Origin of the sequence: Streptomyces durhamensis (assembly GCF_000725475.1) — a bacterium.
Lineage (GTDB): Bacteria > Actinomycetota > Actinomycetes > Streptomycetales > Streptomycetaceae > Streptomyces > Streptomyces filipinensis.
On record NZ_JNXR01000016.1, the window covers coordinates 99,775 to 117,197 of the forward strand.

Here is a 17,423-nt window from a genome sequence, read left to right on the forward strand (position 1 = left end):
TGACGCCGGATCGCTTGACTGCAGACGTGCTCGGCGCTTCACGTTACGCCGGACTGGCACGTTTTGCCATCTCGACATTGAATGCCACTATGCGGTGTGGGGCCGTACCCTTCTGGGGTGAGCACCAAGCCGCCCTCCTCCTTGAACGAGCGCCGCAAGGCCGCCACCCAACTCGAGATCGCGCACGCGGCGGCGGAGCTGTTCGCCACTCAGGGCCCGCACGCGACCACCGCCGAGGAGATCGCCCGGCACGCGGGCGTCGCGCTGCGGACCTTCTACCGCTACTTCCGCTCGAAGCAGGACGCGGTGAGCCCGCTGCTCGCCGACGGGGCCGACCGGTGGCGGGCCCTGCTGGAGGCGGCGGAGCCGGGCGCGGACGTGTCCCGGGCGCTGGAGACGGCGGTGGAGCAGTCCCTGGCGGCACCGGACGCGCAGGCCGCCCGGGCGCTGCTGCGGACCCGCGGGCTGCTGCGGGCGGCGGCGGGCGATCCGGCGCTGCGCGCGGTGTGGTACCGCGTCAACCAGGAGTCGGAGGAACGGCTCGTCCCGGTCGTCGCCCGGCTCGCGGACGGACGTCTGCGGACGGTGCAGGTACGCCTCGTCGCTGCGGCGGCGACGGATGCGATCCGGATCGCGCTGGAGACCTGGGCCGCCACGGAGGCCGGAGTCACCGGTGAGGCCTCACCGGCCGCGCTGGCGGTCGACTGTCTACGTCAACTGGTCGGTGGAATGAGCGCGTTGACGCCGGACGGCGCCGGGGAGGGCTAGCCGGCGGGTGCCTGCCTGTCCGCCGGGCAGAGGCCGCCTCCGCCCCGGTGCGGGGGCGTTGTCAGTGGTCGCCCTTACGGTTCGATCAGTGAGGGCCTGCCGGAACGGCCGCGGGTCCGTCCTGGGGAGGGGTCTGCCATGACCACGGCTGCCGCGGTGTCGACGACGTACCTGGAGCTGTCACAGGAGGGCGGCGGCGCCCACAAGTTCTACGAAGTGACCGTCGACGGCCAGGTGGTGACGGTTCGGTACGGAAGGATCGGCGCCGCGGGGCAGACCCAGACGACGACCTTCCCGACCGCCGAGAAGGCCAGGGCGGCGGCCGCGAAGAAGGTGGGGGAGAAGGTCCGCAAGGGCTATGCCCCGGCCGTCCGGGGGCAGCGTGCGCCCCGCGCGGTGACCCGGCGTCAGGTCAGCTCGGCCCCGTCCACCGCCCGTGCGGCGGCGCCCGTCCTGTGGCGGTTGAGCACCGGCTCCGCCGCGTTCGGCATCCACGTCGACGACGAGCACTGCTGGGTCGGCAACCAGGCGGGTGACGTCTACACCCTCGGCCACGACGGCTCCGTCCTGGCCCGTTTCAGCCTGCCGGACGGAGTGAAGTGCCTGGTGGCCGACGACTTCTGGATCTACGCGGGCTGCGACGACGGCAAGGTCTACGACCTCTCCTCCAAACTGCCGTTCGCCGCGTACGACATCGCCGCCGACGTCGACATCTTCTGGCTGGACATCCACGAGGGCATCCTGAACGTCTCGGACCGCGCCGGCCGGCTCACCGTCATCGACCACGAGGACGAACACCAGTGGGCCCGCCGCAGCCAGGGCGAACACGCCTGGATGGTCCGCGCCGACGACCGGGCCGTCTACCACGGCCATCTCACGGGCGTCACCGCCTACGCGCCCGACGGCAGTGGCGAGTTGTGGCACACGGCCACCAAGGGCAGCGTGCTGTTCGGCTGGCAGGAGGACGACGCCGTGTACGCGGGCACGGGGCACCGCGTGGTCCAGCGGCTGTCGAAGGCGACCGGCGCGATCGAGGCGACGTACCTCTGCGACGGCGCGGTGTACTCGTGTGCCACGTCGCCGGGCGGGCGGTTCGTCTTCGCCGGGGACGCCGCGTCGTCCGTCTACTGCTTCGACCGGGACGGCACGCGCCTGTGGAAGCTCGGCACGGGTGGCGGCTCGGCGTTGTCGATGCAGTACCGCGACGAGCGGCTGTACCTGGTGACCACCGACGGCTCGCTGGTGTGCGTCGACGCGAGCGAGGCGGCGATCTCCGCGGCCCAGCAGGGCACGGTGCCGGTGGCACGGGACGTCAAGCTCGCCGCCGCCCTGCCCACCTACGCACCCGCCACCGCCGTGGCCGCGGTGGCCACCGTCGACCGGGCCCCCTCCGGGGCCGTGGTGGTCGAGTGTGTGCAGGAGGGCGGCCGGCTGCGGGTGCACGTGGTGTCCGAGGGCTACGACGCCTCCTGGAACGTCCAGTTCCCGCGCGCGATACGCCAGCCGGGCGCCCGCTACGTCGTGGACGCCCTGCACCCGGCGGCGAGCGGCTTCTACCGCGTCCGCGGAGACATCCGCCGCCTGCTGTGACAGGTCTCGTGACGGCGGAGTGCGGCCCTCGTCGGCCGTCGGCCCGTCGGGTTGGGGCTTCGTGGCTGTGGGGGCGCGGGTCGCGCTGCGGTCGGCCTGGCCGGGTGTGCGGGTCGCGCTGCGGTCGGTCCGCTGGTGTGCGGTGTCGCGGCCGCGGGCGTGCGGCTCGCGCTGCCGTCGTCCTGTCGCCGCCTGCGGACCGGCGGTGGCCGGGGCAGGGGACCAGCAGTGGCGGAGCAGGAGGCCGACGGCAGCGGAACCGCACGTCTGCAGCGGCGAAGCGGCGGCAGCACGACCCGCACCGCCCGGTGTCGGCACATGGCCCCTCGCCGCAGGCCGGCGGCTCCGTCAGCGTCTCCCCGCCGACCGCCGACCGCCGACCGCCGACCGCCGACCGCCGACCGCCGACCGCCGACCGCCGCCCTGCCAGCGGCGGTCTGCGGCTCCCGTTGCCGTCGGCCGGTGGCCGGGGGATTCAGGGACGTGGAGTCGCCGCCTCCGTCAGTGCCTCCCGTGCAGCGGCGTGTGCCTCGGCGCGGTCCTCCGGTACCAGCCCGATGCGGGTGCGGCGGTCCAGGAGGTCCGACTCGTCCAGTGCGCCCTCGTGCCGGACCGCCCACAGCAGTTCCGCGCGGGTCACCGGGTGGCCCGGCAGCACCGGCTCGGCCAGGGCGGGGTCCTGCACCGTGAGGGCGTGGACGGCCGCGGCTTCGGTGCCGTAGCGGCGGACCAGGCGGCGGGGTGCCGACAGGGTGCGCAGCCGTGCTGGTGCGGCCGCGCCGACCAGGGGCAGTGCGGCGGTGGGGGAGGGGCCGGCGGGAAGGCCCCGGGCGGCGGTCGCGGCGTCCACGGCGTCCTGTGCCATCCGCCGGTAGGTGGTGAGCTTGCCGCCGACGATCGTGGTGACCCCGTCGGCGGACGTCAGTACCGCGTGCCGGCGGGAGATGTCGGAGGTGCGGGCGGGCGCGCCGGCGCGGCCGTCGTCCGCGGCCGTGTCCAGCAGGGGGCGCAGTCCGGCGAAGGCGCCGACGACCTCCTCCCGGGCCACCGGCACGTCCAGGGCCGATCCGAGCACGTCCAGCAGGAAGCCGATGTCCGTCTCGGGCACCTCGGGGACGTCCGGGATCCCGCCCTCGACCGGCTCGTCGGTGAGGCCGACGTACACCCGCCCGTCGCCCTGCGGGAGGACGAGGACGAAGCGGTTGGTCTCGCCGGGGATCGGGATGTGCAGGCCCGCCGGCAGCGCGCCGAGCCGCTCCGAGCGCAGGACCAGGTGGGTGCCCCGGGACGGCCGGATCCGGATGCCCTCGACGAGGTCACCCGCCCACACCCCGGTCGCGTTGATGACGGCGCGGGCCCTGATCTCGCCCTCCTCGCCGGTGAGTTCGTCGCGGATCCGGGCGCCCGTGCCGGTCAGCTCCACCACCCTGACCCGCGTCAGCACCCGCGCGCCCTGTGCGGCGGCGGTCCTGGCCAGGGCGGTGACCAGCCGGGCGTCGTCGGTCACCTTGCCGTCCCAGGACAGCAGTCCGCCGCGCAGCCCGGCCGCGCGTACCGAGGGGGCCAGGTGCCGGGCCTCCGTGGCCGACAGCCGGCGCGGTGCGGGCAGCGCCTGGCGGGGGGTCCGGGCGGCCAGCCGCAGCATGTCCCCGGCCCGGAAGCCGGCCCAGGCCAGCGAGGCCTGGGCCTTGGAGACCAGCGGGGTCAGCGGGAGGACGAACGGCTGGGCGGCCACCAGGTGCGGGGCGGTCCGGGTCATCAGCACCCCCCGTTCGACCGCGCTCTCGTGCGCGACGTCGAACTGCGCGGAGGCCAGGTAGCGCAGCCCGCCGTGGATCAGCTTCGAGCTCCAGCGGGAGGTGCCGAAGGCGAGGTCGTGGGCGTCCACCGCGACGACGTCCAGTCCCCGTGCCGCCGCGTCCAGTGCGGCTCCGGCGCCCGTGGCGCCGAGCCCGACGACCAGTACGTCGGCGACCCTGCCGTCGGCTGCCTCGGCCAGTTCCCGCCCGCGGCGGTGGGCGCTGAGGGACGAGCCGTGGTGGGACCTGGTGTGACTCATGGCGTGAGGGTCCTCTCCAGGAGGGAGCGCAACTCGCCGAGGAAGGCCGCGGAGTCCAGCTCCGGATCATCCTCGTCGGTCATCGTGCGCAGGGACAGGGTGAAGGACTGCACGGTCAGCAGCAGGGCGCGGGACTGCCGTTCGACATGGCCGTGACGCACCGACCCGTCCGCGTGGCCCGCGCGCACCGCGTCGGCCAGCAGGGTCAGCAGCGCCTCCTGACTGGCTCCGCGCCGGTCCAGTACATACGGCAGCAACAGTTCCGGATCGACGTCGATGATCTTGCGGAAGAGCGGGTGCGCCCGAAACGCCTCGACGCCCCTCACCAGTCCGTCCACGATCCGGGTGCGGGTGTCCGTGCCGGCCGTGGGATCGGGGATCGCCCGGGTGGCCACGTCGATCCACTCCCGGGTCATCAGATCGCCGACCAGGGTCCGCAGGTCCGGCCAGCGGCGGTACAGCGTCATCCGGGAGACGCCGGCGCGGCGGGCCACGTCGGCGAGGGTGGTGCGGCGGACTCCGACGGCCAGTACGCAGTCGCGCACCGCGTCGAGCACATGATCGTTGTCCGAGCCGTTGTGACGAATAGGCGTCATGTGTCACAGTGTAACGCCCCGGGCCGGGCGGAAGCAGGACACCGTCGTTCCGGGCACGGCCGCCGGGCCGTCGCGCGAACCGAGCACACCGACCTGTGAGGACGACCGTTCAATGGACATGCTGTGGAACGGCTGGGGCGACCCGGCCAAGGCGGCACCGCTGCCCGACTCGGTGACCGCACTGCTGCGCGACCTGCTCGGCGTCAAGCCCCGCACCACCCCCGCCGTCTCGCTGGAGGACATCCGGCTGCCCGGCAGCACGGCGGAGCCGGCCGCGCTGAAGGCCCTCACCGAGGCCGTCGGCGGCGACCACGTCCGCACCGACAGCGAGAGCCGCATCCGTCACACCCGCGGCAAGTCCACGCCCGACCTGCTGCGCATCCGCACCGGGGACTTCTGCGACGTCCCGCAGGCCGTGGTCCTGCCCGCCTCCCACGACGAGGTGCTCGCCGTCCTGCGTGCCTGCGCCGCGCACGGCCTCGCCGTCGTCCCCTTCGGCGGCGGCACCTCAGTCGTCGGCGGACTCGCCCCCCAGCGGACCGCGTTCATCGCGCTGGACCTGCGCCGCATGGACGGCCTGCTCGACCTGGACCCCGTCTCGCGCACCGCCGTACTCCAGCCCGGCCTGCGCGCCCCCGAGGCCGAGGCGCTGCTCGCCGGACACGGCTTCACCCTCGGTCACTTCCCGCAGTCCTTCGAATGGGCCACCATCGGCGGCTTCGCCGCGGCCCGCTCCAGCGGACAGGCCTCCGCCGGATACGGCCGCTTCGACGAGATGGTCCTCGGCCTGACCCTGGCCACGCCCGAGGGCACACTCGAGACGGGCCGTGCCCCGCGCTCCGCCGCCGGACCGGACCTGCGCCAGCTCGTCCTCGGCTCGGAAGGCGCCTTCGGCGTCATCACCTCCGTCACCGTACGGATCCGCCCCGTGCCGCAGGAACGGATCTACGAGGGCTGGCGGTTCGCCTCGTTCGAGGAGGGAGCCGCCGCCCTGCGCCGGCTCGCCCAGGACGGACCCCGGCCCACCGTGCTGCGCCTGTCCGACGAGACCGAGACGCTCATCGGCCTGGCGCAGCCCGACGCCATCGGCGGCGACCTGACGCAGAGCGCGGCCGGCTGCCTCGCCATCACCGGCTACGAGGGCACGGCCGAGGACACCGCGCTGCGCCGGGAGCAGGCGGCGGCCGTCCTCACCGCCTGCGGCGGCACCCTCGTCGGCGCCGAACCGGGCGAGCGCTGGGCCCACGGCCGCTACTCGGCGCCGTACCTGCGCGACGCCCTCCTCGACGTCGGCGCCTTCGCCGAGACGCTGGAGACCGCCGCCTTCTGGTCCCGCATCCCCGACCTCTACCAGGCCGTACGCGCCGCGCTCACCGACACCCTCACCGAGGCCGGCACCCCGCCCCTGGTGATGTGCCACATCTCCCACGTGTACGAGAACGGCGCATCCCTGTACTTCACCGTCGTCAGCGCCCAGGGCGAGGACCCGGTGGCCCACTGGACCCCCGCCAAGCACGCGGCCAACGAGGCCGTACTGGCGGCCGGCGGCACCATCTCGCACCATCACGGGGTCGGCACCGACCACCGCGACTGGTACGTCCGCGAGGCCGGACCGCTCGGCATCGCGGCCCTGCGTGCCGTCAAGGGCCGCCTGGACCCCGAGGGCCTGCTCAACCCCGGCGTCCTGCTCCCCACCGACTGACGCTCCCACCGACGTCCGTCCCACCAGATCCGGCCGACCCACCCGATCCGCCTGCTTCGGAGGCACACCGATGCGACAGTTCACCGCCGTCGTCAACCCCACCGCGGGCGGCTCCACCGGGGCGGCGACACTGCTGCACCTGGCCCGGCTGCTGCGCGAGGCAGGAGCCGAGCTGGAGACGGAGTACAGCCACAGCCTCGCCCACGCCCAGGATCTCGCACGCCGTGCGGGCGAGCGCGGCCGGATCGTGCTGGCCGTCGGCGGCGACGGGATCGCCGGCGGCATCGGCGGCGCGCTCAGCGGTACCGGTACCGTCCTGGGGCTGGTGCCCGCGGGACGCGGCAACGACTTCGCCCGCGCCCTGAAACTGCCCGCCGACCCCGCCGCACTCGCCGACCTGCTGCTGCACGCCGAGCCCCGGCCCGTCGACACCATCGAGGTGGAGTCGGCCGTCCACCCGCGCACCGTGGTCCTGGGCAGCGTCTACGCCGGCGTGGACGCCGTGGCCAACCGGCACGCCAACCACGCCCGGCTGCTGCGCGGCGCCGCCTCCTACTACGCGGGCGGTCTGCGCGCCGTCACCACCTGGCGCGCGGCCGACTACCGGATCACCGTCGACGGCGAGGAACACATGCACCGCGGCTACACCGTGGTCGCCGCGAACTCCCCCTACTACGGCTCCGGCCGGCTCATCGCCCCCGACGCGCGCGTCGACGACGGACTGCTGGACGTGGTGATGATCCGCGACGCACCGCGCAGGCTGTTCTTCGCCCTCATGAACGAGCTGAAGACAGGCGCCCACATCCACCGCCCCGAGGTGCGCGTCCTGCGCGGCAGGGAACTGCGCATCGAGGCGGACCGGCCCGTCCCCTACGGCGCCGACGGCGAGGTCGACGCCACGCTGCCCGTGACGGTGCGGGTACGGCCCAAAGACCTGCCGGTGCTGTACTGACCGCCCGCGCGGGAGAACTGACACCGCTTCGGTGCAGGACGGGCCGGCCCTGGGTAGGGGAGGAGGACGCGGCAGGGCGTGCCGGGGGACGAAGGGTGGTCGGTCATGAGTCTGGAGCCTGCCCAGGGCGTGGTGCAGGCGGTCGTCCTCTACGACGGACGGCTGCTGCTGGTGGTGGACGGCGACCGGTGGACCCTGCCGTCGGGCACTGCGCAGCCGGCCGAGCCGGCCGAGGCCACCGCGGCCCGCGTCGTCTACGAACTCACCGGCTACCTCGTCGACGGCACCGAGCCCCTGGCCCCGCACGACCAGGCCCCGGCCGACGAGCCGTCGGCGGTGGTGTGCCAGCTGCTGAGCGAGTCCCCGTCGGACGGGGCCGCCCTCGCGCCGGAGCAGGTGCGCTGGACGCCGATCCCCGAGACGGCCGGCGCCGCGCTCCCGGCGGCCGTACGCGCGTACCTGCGGGGTCACACACCCGCGTGAGCCCTGCCGGGCCCGCGGTCAGCGCTCCGCCGCCGGATCCGGCACGCGCGCCAGAAACCGCTCCCGGTCGACGATCGCGCGGTCGATCTCGCCCGTCGCGACCAGCTGCCCCGAGGCGTCGACGGCCCGGACCGCGAACGTGAGCCGCCCGCCCTCCCCGGAGCCGGCGACTTCGGCGCTCACCTCCACCCGACCGCCGACGGGCGTGGCCCGCAGATGCCGGACCCGCACCTGTGTTCCGACGCTGGTCCGGCCCGGCTCGACAAGGGGTGCGGCGGCCTCCACGGTGGCCGCCTCCATCCACGCGATCAGCCGCGGACTGGCGAGCACGGGCACGTCACCGCTGCCCATGGCCGCCGCGGTGTCGGCATCGGTCACGTCGTGGCGCATGCCACCACGCTAGCGTCGGCCAATCCGGCACGCCGTACCACCCGCCGGGCCGCGCCGGCCCCCGCGCATGTCGTGTCTTCCGTTTGCGGCGCTGTCCACAGCGCGTTTCAGTGATTACGGACCCCCGCAACAACCGGACCCTCCGGAACAACGATCCCGCGGAGTGCCGGCCCCGCGCCCAGGAGCTGCCATGTCGATGTCCTTCGGTGCACCGTTCGGTTCGTCGGACCCCTTCAGCGAACTCTTCAACCGCTTCTTCGGGATGTCCCCGGCGTCGTCGCCTCCCGCGGTCCAGCGGGTGCCCATAGGCCGCCTGCTGACGGAGTCGTCGCAGGAACTGCTGAACCTGGCCGCACAGCGGGCGGTCGAGGACGGAACGTCCGACCTGGACACCGAACACCTGCTGTGGGCGGCCACGAAGGTCGAGCCGTCCCGCAGGCTGCTCTCCCAGGTGGGCATCGATCCCGACGCACTGGCCGACGAGCTCGGCAAGATCCTCCCCCGGGAGTCCGGCGAACCCTCCTCGCAGCCGGGCCTCACCCCCGCGGCCAAGCGCACGCTCGGTGCCGCCTTCGCCCAGTCGCAGGCGGCCGGAGTGTCCTACATCGGCCCCGAGCACATCCTGGGCGCGCTGCTGGGCGACACCGACACCGGAGCGGCCAAGCTGCTGCGCGCCGAGGGCAGGGACACGAAGAAGCTGACGGATCTGACCGAACAGGCCGCGCGCGGCGACGGACTTCCCACGGAACGGAAGAAGACACCGGCGACGACGTTGGACGAGTACGGCCGGGACCTGACGGAGGAGGCCAGGGCGGGGAGACTGGATCCGGTGGTGGGGCGGGGGGAGGAGATCGAGCAGACGGTCGAGATCCTCTCGCGGCGGTCGAAGAACAACCCCGTGCTGATCGGTGAGCCGGGAGTGGGCAAGACCGCGATCGTGGAGGGACTCGCGCAGCGGATCGTGGCGGGCGAGGTGCCCGACAGCCTGAAGGACAAGAGGGTCGTCGCGCTCGACCTGTCGGGCATGGTGGCGGGGGCGCAGTACCGGGGTCAGTTCGAGGAGCGGCTGAAGAAGGTCATCGAGGACGTCCAGGCTTCCAAGGGGCGGATCATCCTGTTCATCGACGAGCTGCACACCGTCGTCGGCGCCGGCGCGACGGGGGAGGGCTCGATGGACGCGGGCAACATGCTCAAGCCCGCGCTCGCGCGCGGCGAACTCCACGTCGTCGGGGCCACGACGATCGCCGAGTACCGCAAGTACGTGGAGAAGGACGCGGCGTTGGAGCGCCGGTTCCAGCCGGTGATGGTGCCGGAGCCGACCGTGGAGGAGACCGTGCAGATCCTGGAGGGGCTGCGGGACTCCTACGAGGCGCACCACCAGGTCCGGTTCGACGACGCGGCCCTGGTCGCGGCCGCGGAGCTGTCCGACCGCTATGTCACCGACCGGTTCCTCCCCGACAAGGCCATCGACGTGATGGACCAGGCCGGTGCGCGGGTACGGCTGCGCAGCGCGGGGCGTTCGACGGAGATCGTCAGCCGTGAGGACCGTATCGCGAGTCTGCGCCGCGAACTCGAACAGGCCGTCACCGTCGAGGACTTCGAGAAGGCCTCCGAGGTGAAGCGGGAGATCGCCGAGGCCGAGGGCGAACTCGCCGGCATCGAGGAACGCCGCGAGGGAGTCGTCTCCGTCACGGCCGCGGACATCGCCGACGTCGTCTCGCGCCGCACGGGAATCCCGGTGTCACAGCTGACGGCGAGCGAGAGGGAGAAGCTGCTCCGGCTGGAGGAGGAGATGCACGCCCGGATCGTCGGCCAGGACGAGGCGGTCACGGCCGTGTCCCAGGCGGTGCGCCGCAACCGTGCCGGTATGGGCGATCCGAACCGGCCGGTGGGTTCCTTCCTCTTCCTCGGCCCCACCGGTGTGGGCAAGACCGAACTCGCCAAGACCCTCGCGGCACTGCTGTTCGGTGACGAGGACCGGATGATCCGCTTCGACATGAGCGAGTTCCAGGAGAAGCACACCGTCGCCAGGCTCGTCGGCGCCCCTCCGGGATACGTGGGGTACGAGGAGGCGGGCCAGCTGACCGAGAAGGTACGCCGCCAGCCCTACAGTGTGGTGCTGTTCGACGAGGTGGAGAAGGCGCACCCGGATGTCTTCAACACGCTGTTGCAGATCCTGGACGACGGCCGGCTGACCGACGCCCAGGGCCGCACCGTCGACTTCCGGCACTGCGTCATCATCATGACGTCCAACATCGGCGCGTACCGGATCCTGGACCACAAGGGTGATGTGTCCGAGCTGAAGGACGAGTTGATGGAGGATCTGCGCGGGAGGTTCCTGCCGGAGTTCCTCAACCGGATCGACGACATCATCATCTTCCACGGGCTGACCGAGGACGACCTCGGCAAGATCGTGGACCACCTGCTGGACCAGAGCAAGCGCCGTGTCCGCGCCCAGGGCATGACGCTGGAGGTCACCGAGGCGGCGAAGAAACTGCTCATCGCGCACGGTCACCAGCCGGAGTTCGGCGCCCGGCCGCTGCGCCGCACGATCCAGGCGGAACTCGACAACCGCATCGCCACCCTCCTGCTCGGCGGCGAGGCCGGACCCGGCGACACCATCGTCGCCGACGTACAGCACGACTCACTGCACTGCACGGTGCGCAAGGGCGGCGACTAGGCGGACTGCACGTCCCCGATCGACACGACCTCCGCGCTCGACGGGCCGTCCGGTGTGTCGAAGCGCACCGAGTCCCCGGCGTGACGCCCGAGCAGGGCACGGCCGAGCGGGCTGTCCGAGGTGACCAGGTTCTGGTCGAAGGCCTCGGCGGCCTCGCCGATCTGGAGCGTCTCCTGCACGCCGTCCGGGAAGCGGAGGGTGACCGTGCTGCCCACGCCGACCACGTCCGTCGAGGGCGGCCCGGCCACCTCCGCCTGACGCAGCCGCTCGGTGATGTCCCGGATACGGCGGTCCAGCCGGTCGAGCTGATCGGCGCGCCGCAACTCGTCGGCCTGGTCGGCCTGATCGCCCACATCGGTGGCGTCCTGCAGGGTTCCGGCGACGAGCCGGCGCTCGTCGCGCAGATCGGCCAGCTCCTGCTCCAGCGCGTGCCGGGCCGCGGCGCTGATCGGCTTCGGGCCACCGGCCATTCCGGCTCCTCCGGTCCAGAGGGGAATCCTGGGGAATTCTTACATGTCGGACATTTTTCGCATCGTACCAACGAGGTCCGGCAGGTGTGCGGTCCCGAACCGCGCGGCGAGGACGGAGGAGTGCCCGGTCTGCGGTGGAGGGGTGGCACATCCGGATATACCGTGATTACGGTGACATCCGGGTATATCCGGATGTCCGCATCGTTTTCCTCGCCCCCAGGAGGTTCCCATGTCCTCTAAGCGACGCCGGAAGAAGAAGTCGCGCCGCGGCCATGCCGCCAACCACGGGAAGCGGCCCCAGTGCTGACGACCCGGACGGCTCACCTCACGCCTGGGGCTCCCTGGCCGCCGACGTGAGGGACATGTCCGCATAACGGTCACCCGCCACCTGTCCGGCGACCGGCTCCAGCACGGCCAGCTCGTCGGCGCTCAGCGTGATCCGGGTGGCCCCGGCGTTCTCCAGCAGGCGGTCGCGCTTGCGGGTTCCGGGGATCGGCACGACGGTCAGACCGTGCACCTCGGACCGCTGCTGCACCCAGGCCAGCGCGATCTGCGCGGTGGTCGCCCCGTGATCGGCGGCGATCTTGTGCAGGGGAGCGAGGAGCGCGGCGTTCGCCCTGGCGTTGTCACCGGTGTAGCGCGGCAGCAGCTTGCGGAAGTCGCTGCCGGACAGTTCCTTGTCCGCGTCGGAGAAGGAGCCGGTCAGGAAGCCCCGGCCGAGCGGCGAGTACGGTACGAAGGCGACACCGAGCTCGGCCGCCACGCCCACCACGCTGTGCTCCACGTCCCTGCTGAACAGCGACCACTCCGTCTGGACGGCGGCGATGGGGTGCACGCCGTGCGCCTCTCGCAGTTCGGCACCCGTCACCTCGCTCAGGCCGAGGTGCTTGACCTTGCCCTCCCGTACCAGCTCGGCCATGGCGCCGACCGATTCGGCGAGCGGGATCCCGGGGTCGCGGCGGTGCATGTAGTAGAGGTCGATGACCTCGACGCCCAGGCGGCGCAGGCTCGCCTCGACGGCCTGCCTGATGTAACCGGGGTCGTTGCGGATGGCCCGGTAGCCCGGGTCGTCCGCACGGTATTCGATGCCGAACTTGGTGGCCAGCGTGATCTCGTCGCGGTGTGCGGCCACGAACGGCGCGAGGAACTCCTCGTTGGCGCCGACGCCGTACATGTCGGCGGTGTCGATGAGGGTGACGCCCGCCGCGACGGTCGCCTCCAGCGTCTCGCGGGCGGCGGCGTCGTCGGTCCGCCCGTAGGCGGCGCTGATGCCCATGGCGCCGAAGCCCTGGACGCCGACCAGCGGGCCGCCGGTGCCCAGTTCGACCTTGCGGATCTGTTCGATGGTGTTGCCCATGACGGCGCTCAGGCCCCTTCCGACGCCCGGTGGGCGTCCGCATAAAAGTCGATCTTGGTGTCCAGCAGGGTGAGGGTGTCGTGCAACTCGGCGATCCGTGCGAGGACAGCACACCGGGTCTGCTCCAGCATCCGCTGCCGTTCCCCGTAGGACGCGGGCCCCTGGCGGACCAGCGCGGCGTAGCGCACCATGTGCGCCGCCGGCATCCCGGTCAGCCGCAGCTTGGTCACGCAGGCGAGCCACTCCAGGTCCCGGTCGTCGAACCGGCGTTGGCCCGCGTGCGACCGCTCCACCTGCGGCATCAGACCGATCTGTTCGTACCAGCGCAGTGTGGGCGGGCGGAGCCCCCGTCAACGCCGCGACCTCGCTGATCGTGTAACGGTCCTGGCCGTCGGGCCGAGGCCGCACCGGCTCCGTGGACGCGCGGGTGTCCACGGGCGAGGACATCACGGGCGTGCTGTCGATCACCGTCATGCGGCCCACGCTAGATCGTTCAAGTGCGCTTCAGGCAAGTGTCCTCGGTGATCACCACACGCAGGGGAGCTCCACCTCGATCACGGTCGGTCCCCCGGCGGGACCGGTCAGGGTCGTCCCGCCGTCCAGCGCGGCGACCCGACGGCGGATGCCGAGCAGGCCCGAGCCGCCCCGCTCGTCGGCACCGCCGCGTCCGTCGTCGCTGATCACGGCCCGCAGCCCGGTGCGCAGGCGCTCCAGCCGCACGGTGGCCCGCCTCCTCGCGTCGCGGCCGGTGCTGTGGCTCCTGTTCCTGTTCAACGGCGCCGTCGCCGCCTTCTGCGCCCTCGCGGTGGACAGCACGCAGGGCACCCTGGCAGTGGTGGGCAGGGGAGCCGTCTCGCTCGGAGCCGGCCTGGGCCTCCTCCCTCCGTGGCGCCGCGAGCCGCGGCCCGGGAGGGCCTGAGCCCCGGCCGCCGCAGGGCCCGCACGCCGCGGTTCAGGGATGGATCTTCTGCCGCGCGGCCAGCATGGCGACGAACTTCTCGATACGCGCCGCCCGGGTCTGTGGCTTCTTGGCGTCCTGGACGCGGTAGAGGATCGCGAACCGGTTGCGGCTGTCGAGCTCGGCGAAGAAGTCCCGCGCCTCCGGAACGGCCTCCAGGGCCGCCCGGAGGTCGTCGGGGACCGTGGCCGCGCCCTGGTTCTCGTACGCCGCCTCCCAGCGGCCGTCCGCCTTGGCCTTCTCCACCTCGAGCAGGCCGGCCGGTCGCATCCGGCCCTGCTCCGTGAGCTCGGTCGCCTTCTGCCGGTTCACCCTCGACCACTTGCCGCCCCGCCGGCGCGGGGTGAAGCGCTGCAGCCAGTGCCGCTCGTCCAGCTTCTTCTTCTGCCCGTCGATCCAGCCGAAGCAGAGGGCCGACTCCAGTGCCCCCGCGTAGTCGACGCCGGCGATCCCGGAGTCCTTCTTCGGGATCTTCAGCCAGACGCCCCGCACGCCGGCGTGATGCTCCTCCAGCCACTCCTCCCACGCCTCCTGCGAGGCGAAGGCGAGGACCGGATCGGCCGCCGCGTCGTGTGCTCCACCCGTCTGCGCCGAACCCGACATGCGTCACATCCAAACCCAGGTCGGTGGAGCGGTCAATCCGGCGACACACCTGATTCCCGCCGACCTCCCCGGGCTTGAGGCCGCGCGGCCGGGTTACCCGAACGCCATGGCGAAACTGCATCTTCCCGGGCGCCACCACGACGAGGACGTGGTCGAGGCGCCGCGCGTACCGGCACCGGAGGAGGCCGGGCCCGGCCGGCAGGTCGAGCAGGCCGCCCCCGACACCCCGGCGAAGCTGCCCAGGCGGGCCTGGGCCGCCGTGTTCAAGGGCTCCCTGCGCGAGTTCCGGGACGACGAGCTGACCGACCGGGCCGCCGCCCTGACCTACTACGGGGTCCTCGCGCTGTTCCCGGCGCTGCTGGTACTGGTGTCGCTGCTGGCCGTCGCCGGCAGGTCGGCCACCGACAAGGTGCTGGCCGACCTCAGGCATCTGGCGCCCGGCTCCGCCCGGGACATCATCACCAGGGCCGTGGAGCAACTGCAGAACAACGCCGGCACCGGCTCCGTCATGGCCGTCGTCGGCCTCGTACTGGCGGTGTGGTCGGCCTCCGGCTACGTGGCCGCCTTCATCCGCGCCGCCAACGCCGTCTACGACATGCCCGAGGGCCGCCCGGTGTGGAAGATCCTGCCGGTGCGGATCGGCGTCACCCTGGTACTGATGATCCTCGCCGTGGCCAGCGCGCTGATCGTCGTCTTCACCGGCGGTCTGGCCCGCCGCGCCGGTCAGGCGCTGGGGGCCGGCGACATGGCACTGACGGTGTGGTCGATCGCGAAGTGGCCGGTGCTGGTCCTGCTCGTCACGATGATGATCGCGATCCTGTACTGGGCGACACCGAACGCCAGGGTCAAGGGCTTCCGGTGGATCACCCCGGGCAGCGTCCTGGCGCTGGCGATCTGGATGGTCGCCTCCGCCGGGTTCGCCTTCTACGTGGGGAACTTCGCCTCCTACAACAAGACCTACGGCACCATGGCCGGAGTCATCGTCTTCCTGGTCTGGCTGTGGATCAGCAACCTGGCGATCCTGCTGGGCCTGGAGTTCGACGCGGAGACCGTGCGGCAGCGGGCCGTCGCCGGCGGCCATCCGCCCGCGGCCGAGCCCTACACCCAGCCCCGGGACACCAGGAAGTGGGACGAGGAGGACGTACGCCGGCTGAACGAGACATGACCCCGCAGGCGGGCGGGGCGCACCGCGCCGCGAGCACGGTGCGCCCTGCCCCCGCTCATGCCGCGTACCCGCCGTCCACGGAGAACTCCGCGCCCGTCACGTACACCGCCCGCGGTCCCGCCAGATAGGCCACGGTCGACGCCACCTCCTCGGCCGTGCCGAACCGGCCGAGGGCGGTCATGGCGGCCTGGCCGGAGGCGAAGGGGCCGTCCGCGGGGTTCATGTCGGTGTCGGTCGGGCCCGGGTGCACCACGTTCGCGGTGATCCCACGCCCGCCCAGCTCGCGGGCCAGCGCCTTGGTGAGCCCCACGACCGCGGACTTGCTCATCGCGTACAGCGAGGCGCCGGGGCCCGGCACGCGCCGGGTGATGCAACTGCCGACGGTGATGATCCGTCCGCCGGGTGCCATCAGCGCGGCGGCGGCCTGGGCGGCCAGGAACACCCCGCGCACGTTCACGGCGATCACGCGGTCCACGTCGGCGAGCGACATGCTCTCCAGCGGCTGCATCAGTCCGACGGCCGCGTTGTTCACGAGGACGTCCAGCCCGCCGAGTGCCTCGGCCGCCCGGCCGACCGCCTCCGCCGCCTCCGCCGCGTCCGCGGCGTCGGCACGCAGGGCCACCGCCCGCCGCCCCAGCGCCCGGATCTCCCGCACCAGGTCCTCCGCCGCCTCCTTCCCCTGCACAAAGGTCACGGCCACGTCCGCGCCCTCCTGTGCCAGTCGCCGTGCCGTCGCCGCACCGATGCCCCGGCTGCCGCCGGTGACCAGTGCCTTCGTGCCGTTCAGAGTTGCCTGTGAAGTCATGCCTCCATCCCACCGGCGGAGCGTGGGCAACGCTGGCGGCGAACGGACCTCGACCTGGCGACCGGGAGTACGGGGCCGCGGGCCCCGGTTCTGCGGCGCTGCCGGCTCCGCCCAGCCGCCTGGCCGTCACCGCGGATACCGGCGTGGACGGGCGTTGTCAGTGCCGGGTCGTAGGGTGCGAAGCACGGTCCGTTCACGGAGGCGATGGGGGCAGTGATGCGCAGGCCGGTCGAGGGAGAAGTCCATGTCCACTACGGCCAGCTCTACGTCGAGAGCGATCCGGACAGCCACGGCCCGGACCTCGCCGACGCGTTCGCCGGCCAGTCCTGCGGGCTGTGCGGTGCGGCGGTCCCCGGAGCCCTGTGGCTGACGACCGGACTGCACACGGGAGACGTCGGCTTCACCGTCGAAGTGCACGATGAGGCCCCGCCGTCGGACGCGGGCTGGGAGGACGTCGTGGAGGTGTCCTTCCGCCCCGTCTCGGGCGACACCGCGCTCGTGCTGTGGGGCGGCGAGGGATCCTGGGAGCTGGGCCTGGAAGAGACCGACTACCGGGTCCGGTACCGCGCCCAGGGCATGGACGCGGCACACGAGGAGGACACCCGGCACCACCGGCCCCGGTCTGAAGATCACCGGTTTCGCGGCGGGCGCCGCGCTCGCCGGCCCGCTCGCGACCTGGTCCCTCCCGGGCGCCCGGCCACGGCATCGGGCGTGACGGCCGCAGCGGTGCTGGCCTTCCACGCCGTACCGCTGGACGCCGTCGGAGCTCGGTCACCGGCCTCCTGCCCGGCCGGCCAGGAACGGTGCCGTTCGTCGAAGGGAGCGGAGAACGCATCGCCACGAGC

At 72.8% G+C, this 17,423-nt stretch carries 17 protein-coding genes and 1 pseudogene; 9 read left to right on the forward strand and 9 right to left on the reverse strand.

Translation table 11 applies throughout. From position 1 onward, the window contains the following. Positions 1-117: 117 nt before the first annotated feature. Together IO33_RS0124815 and IO33_RS0124820 are read left to right on the forward strand one after the other, a co-directional pair. Positions 118-768, forward strand: a complete 651-nt coding sequence (locus IO33_RS0124815) for a TetR/AcrR family transcriptional regulator (protein ID WP_037685900.1) — start codon at positions 118-120, stop codon at positions 766-768. Positions 769-906: 138 nt separating this feature from the next. Next, positions 907-2,358 carry a WGR domain-containing protein gene (locus IO33_RS0124820; RefSeq protein ID WP_031168733.1) on the forward strand — a complete coding sequence of 484 codons (1,452 nt, stop codon included), beginning with the start codon at positions 907-909 and terminating at the stop codon, positions 2,356-2,358. Between the two features lie 475 nt (positions 2,359-2,833). Here IO33_RS0124820 and IO33_RS0124825 read toward each other — a convergent pair whose 3' ends face one another. Continuing rightward, complete coding sequence (locus IO33_RS0124825; RefSeq protein ID WP_031168735.1) at positions 2,834-4,417, reverse strand: glycerol-3-phosphate dehydrogenase/oxidase; 1,584 nt, start codon at positions 4,415-4,417, stop codon at positions 2,834-2,836. Continuing rightward, complete coding sequence (locus IO33_RS0124830) at positions 4,414-5,013, reverse strand: TetR/AcrR family transcriptional regulator (RefSeq protein ID WP_031168737.1); 600 nt, start codon at positions 5,011-5,013, stop codon at positions 4,414-4,416. The genes IO33_RS0124825 and IO33_RS0124830 overlap by 4 nt, the downstream gene beginning before the upstream one ends. Before the next feature lie 112 nt (positions 5,014-5,125). Between IO33_RS0124830 and IO33_RS0124835 the strand changes: the two genes are divergently transcribed. From IO33_RS0124835 to IO33_RS0124845, 3 genes are all read left to right on the forward strand, one after another. After that, on the forward strand, positions 5,126-6,715 hold the full coding sequence (locus tag IO33_RS0124835) for an FAD-binding oxidoreductase (protein ID WP_031168739.1): 1,590 nt from the start codon (positions 5,126-5,128) through the stop codon (positions 6,713-6,715). A 70-nt stretch (positions 6,716-6,785) separates the two neighbouring features. Continuing rightward, entirely contained in the window at positions 6,786-7,667 is an 882-nt protein-coding gene (locus IO33_RS0124840) for a YegS/Rv2252/BmrU family lipid kinase (RefSeq protein ID WP_031168740.1), read from the forward strand. A gap of 105 nt (positions 7,668-7,772) precedes the next feature. Continuing rightward, the gene (locus IO33_RS0124845) at positions 7,773-8,150 is read left to right on the forward strand and encodes an NUDIX domain-containing protein (RefSeq protein WP_031168741.1); all 378 of its coding nucleotides are present in this window, start codon (positions 7,773-7,775) and stop codon (positions 8,148-8,150) included. 18 nt (positions 8,151-8,168) lie between these two features. On the opposite strand, the gene IO33_RS0124850 is transcribed toward IO33_RS0124845, so the two are convergent. Continuing rightward, on the reverse strand, positions 8,169-8,540 hold the full coding sequence (locus tag IO33_RS0124850) for a thioesterase family protein (RefSeq protein WP_031168742.1): 372 nt from the start codon (positions 8,538-8,540) through the stop codon (positions 8,169-8,171). 190 nt (positions 8,541-8,730) lie between these two features. Between IO33_RS0124850 and IO33_RS0124855 the strand changes: the two genes are divergently transcribed. Beyond that, entirely contained in the window at positions 8,731-11,220 is a 2,490-nt protein-coding gene (locus IO33_RS0124855) for an ATP-dependent Clp protease ATP-binding subunit (protein ID WP_031168743.1), read from the forward strand. On the opposite strand, the gene IO33_RS0124860 is transcribed toward IO33_RS0124855, so the two are convergent. Then, the gene (locus IO33_RS0124860; RefSeq protein WP_031168745.1) at positions 11,217-11,690 is read right to left on the reverse strand and encodes a GreA/GreB family elongation factor; all 474 of its coding nucleotides are present in this window, start codon (positions 11,688-11,690) and stop codon (positions 11,217-11,219) included. The two genes, IO33_RS0124855 and IO33_RS0124860, sit on opposite strands and share 4 nt — an antisense overlap. Positions 11,691-11,919: 229 nt before the next feature. Here IO33_RS0124860 and IO33_RS54130 point away from each other — a divergent pair, with 229 nt between their 5' ends. Further along, positions 11,920-11,997 carry a 50S ribosomal protein bL37 gene (locus IO33_RS54130; protein ID WP_373305753.1) on the forward strand — a complete coding sequence of 26 codons (78 nt, stop codon included), beginning with the start codon at positions 11,920-11,922 and terminating at the stop codon, positions 11,995-11,997. 18 nt (positions 11,998-12,015) lie between these two features. Here IO33_RS54130 and IO33_RS0124865 read toward each other — a convergent pair whose 3' ends face one another. The 3 genes and pseudogenes from IO33_RS0124865 to IO33_RS0124875 all read right to left on the reverse strand — a co-directional run bounded on the left by IO33_RS0124865 (position 12,016) and on the right by IO33_RS0124875 (position 13,767). Continuing rightward, positions 12,016-13,047, reverse strand: a complete 1,032-nt coding sequence (locus IO33_RS0124865) for an aldo/keto reductase (protein ID WP_031168747.1) — start codon at positions 13,045-13,047, stop codon at positions 12,016-12,018. Between the two features lie 8 nt (positions 13,048-13,055). Continuing rightward, positions 13,056-13,521: pseudogene (locus IO33_RS44455) on the reverse strand (MerR family transcriptional regulator). 51 nt (positions 13,522-13,572) lie between these two features. Beyond that, positions 13,573-13,767 carry a sensor histidine kinase gene (locus IO33_RS0124875; RefSeq protein ID WP_031168748.1) on the reverse strand — a complete coding sequence of 65 codons (195 nt, stop codon included), beginning with the start codon at positions 13,765-13,767 and terminating at the stop codon, positions 13,573-13,575. Position 13,768: 1 nt separating this feature from the next. On the opposite strand from IO33_RS0124875, the gene IO33_RS0124880 reads away from it, so the two are divergent. Further along, complete coding sequence (locus IO33_RS0124880) at positions 13,769-13,966, forward strand: hypothetical protein (RefSeq protein WP_031168750.1); 198 nt, start codon at positions 13,769-13,771, stop codon at positions 13,964-13,966. 33 nt (positions 13,967-13,999) lie between these two features. Here IO33_RS0124880 and IO33_RS0124885 read toward each other — a convergent pair whose 3' ends face one another. Further along, positions 14,000-14,608 (reverse strand): YdeI/OmpD-associated family protein, encoded by a 609-nt coding sequence (locus tag IO33_RS0124885; protein ID WP_031168752.1) that lies wholly within the window; start codon positions 14,606-14,608, stop codon positions 14,000-14,002. 106 nt (positions 14,609-14,714) lie between these two features. Between IO33_RS0124885 and IO33_RS0124890 the strand changes: the two genes are divergently transcribed. Next, positions 14,715-15,773 carry a YihY/virulence factor BrkB family protein gene (locus tag IO33_RS0124890; RefSeq protein ID WP_031168754.1) on the forward strand — a complete coding sequence of 353 codons (1,059 nt, stop codon included), beginning with the start codon at positions 14,715-14,717 and terminating at the stop codon, positions 15,771-15,773. A gap of 55 nt (positions 15,774-15,828) precedes the next feature. Here IO33_RS0124890 and IO33_RS0124895 read toward each other — a convergent pair whose 3' ends face one another. Beyond that, complete coding sequence (locus IO33_RS0124895; protein ID WP_031168756.1) at positions 15,829-16,578, reverse strand: SDR family oxidoreductase; 750 nt, start codon at positions 16,576-16,578, stop codon at positions 15,829-15,831. Positions 16,579-17,423 lie beyond the last annotated feature (845 nt).

Excerpts from the sequence above, each read along its gene's own strand:
- IO33_RS0124820 (WP_031168733.1), top strand. The coding sequence starts at position 907 with ATGACCACGGCTGCCGCGGTGTCGACGACGTACCTGGAGCTGTCACAG.
- IO33_RS0124825 (WP_031168735.1), bottom strand. The coding sequence starts at position 4,417 with ATGAGTCACACCAGGTCCCACCACGGCTCGTCCCTCAGCGCCCACCGC.
- IO33_RS0124830 (WP_031168737.1), bottom strand. The coding sequence starts at position 5,013 with ATGACGCCTATTCGTCACAACGGCTCGGACAACGATCATGTGCTCGAC.
- IO33_RS0124835 (WP_031168739.1), top strand. The coding sequence starts at position 5,126 with ATGGACATGCTGTGGAACGGCTGGGGCGACCCGGCCAAGGCGGCACCG.
- IO33_RS0124840 (WP_031168740.1), top strand. The coding sequence starts at position 6,786 with ATGCGACAGTTCACCGCCGTCGTCAACCCCACCGCGGGCGGCTCCACC.
- IO33_RS0124845 (WP_031168741.1), top strand. The coding sequence starts at position 7,773 with ATGAGTCTGGAGCCTGCCCAGGGCGTGGTGCAGGCGGTCGTCCTCTAC.
- IO33_RS0124850 (WP_031168742.1), bottom strand. The coding sequence starts at position 8,540 with ATGCGCCACGACGTGACCGATGCCGACACCGCGGCGGCCATGGGCAGC.
- IO33_RS0124855 (WP_031168743.1), top strand. The coding sequence starts at position 8,731 with ATGTCGATGTCCTTCGGTGCACCGTTCGGTTCGTCGGACCCCTTCAGC.
- IO33_RS0124860 (WP_031168745.1), bottom strand. The coding sequence starts at position 11,690 with ATGGCCGGTGGCCCGAAGCCGATCAGCGCCGCGGCCCGGCACGCGCTG.
- IO33_RS54130 (WP_373305753.1), top strand. The coding sequence starts at position 11,920 with ATGTCCTCTAAGCGACGCCGGAAGAAGAAGTCGCGCCGCGGCCATGCC.
- IO33_RS0124865 (WP_031168747.1), bottom strand. The coding sequence starts at position 13,047 with ATGGGCAACACCATCGAACAGATCCGCAAGGTCGAACTGGGCACCGGC.
- IO33_RS0124885 (WP_031168752.1), bottom strand. The coding sequence starts at position 14,608 with ATGTCGGGTTCGGCGCAGACGGGTGGAGCACACGACGCGGCGGCCGAT.
- IO33_RS0124890 (WP_031168754.1), top strand. The coding sequence starts at position 14,715 with ATGGCGAAACTGCATCTTCCCGGGCGCCACCACGACGAGGACGTGGTC.
- IO33_RS0124895 (WP_031168756.1), bottom strand. The coding sequence starts at position 16,578 with ATGACTTCACAGGCAACTCTGAACGGCACGAAGGCACTGGTCACCGGC.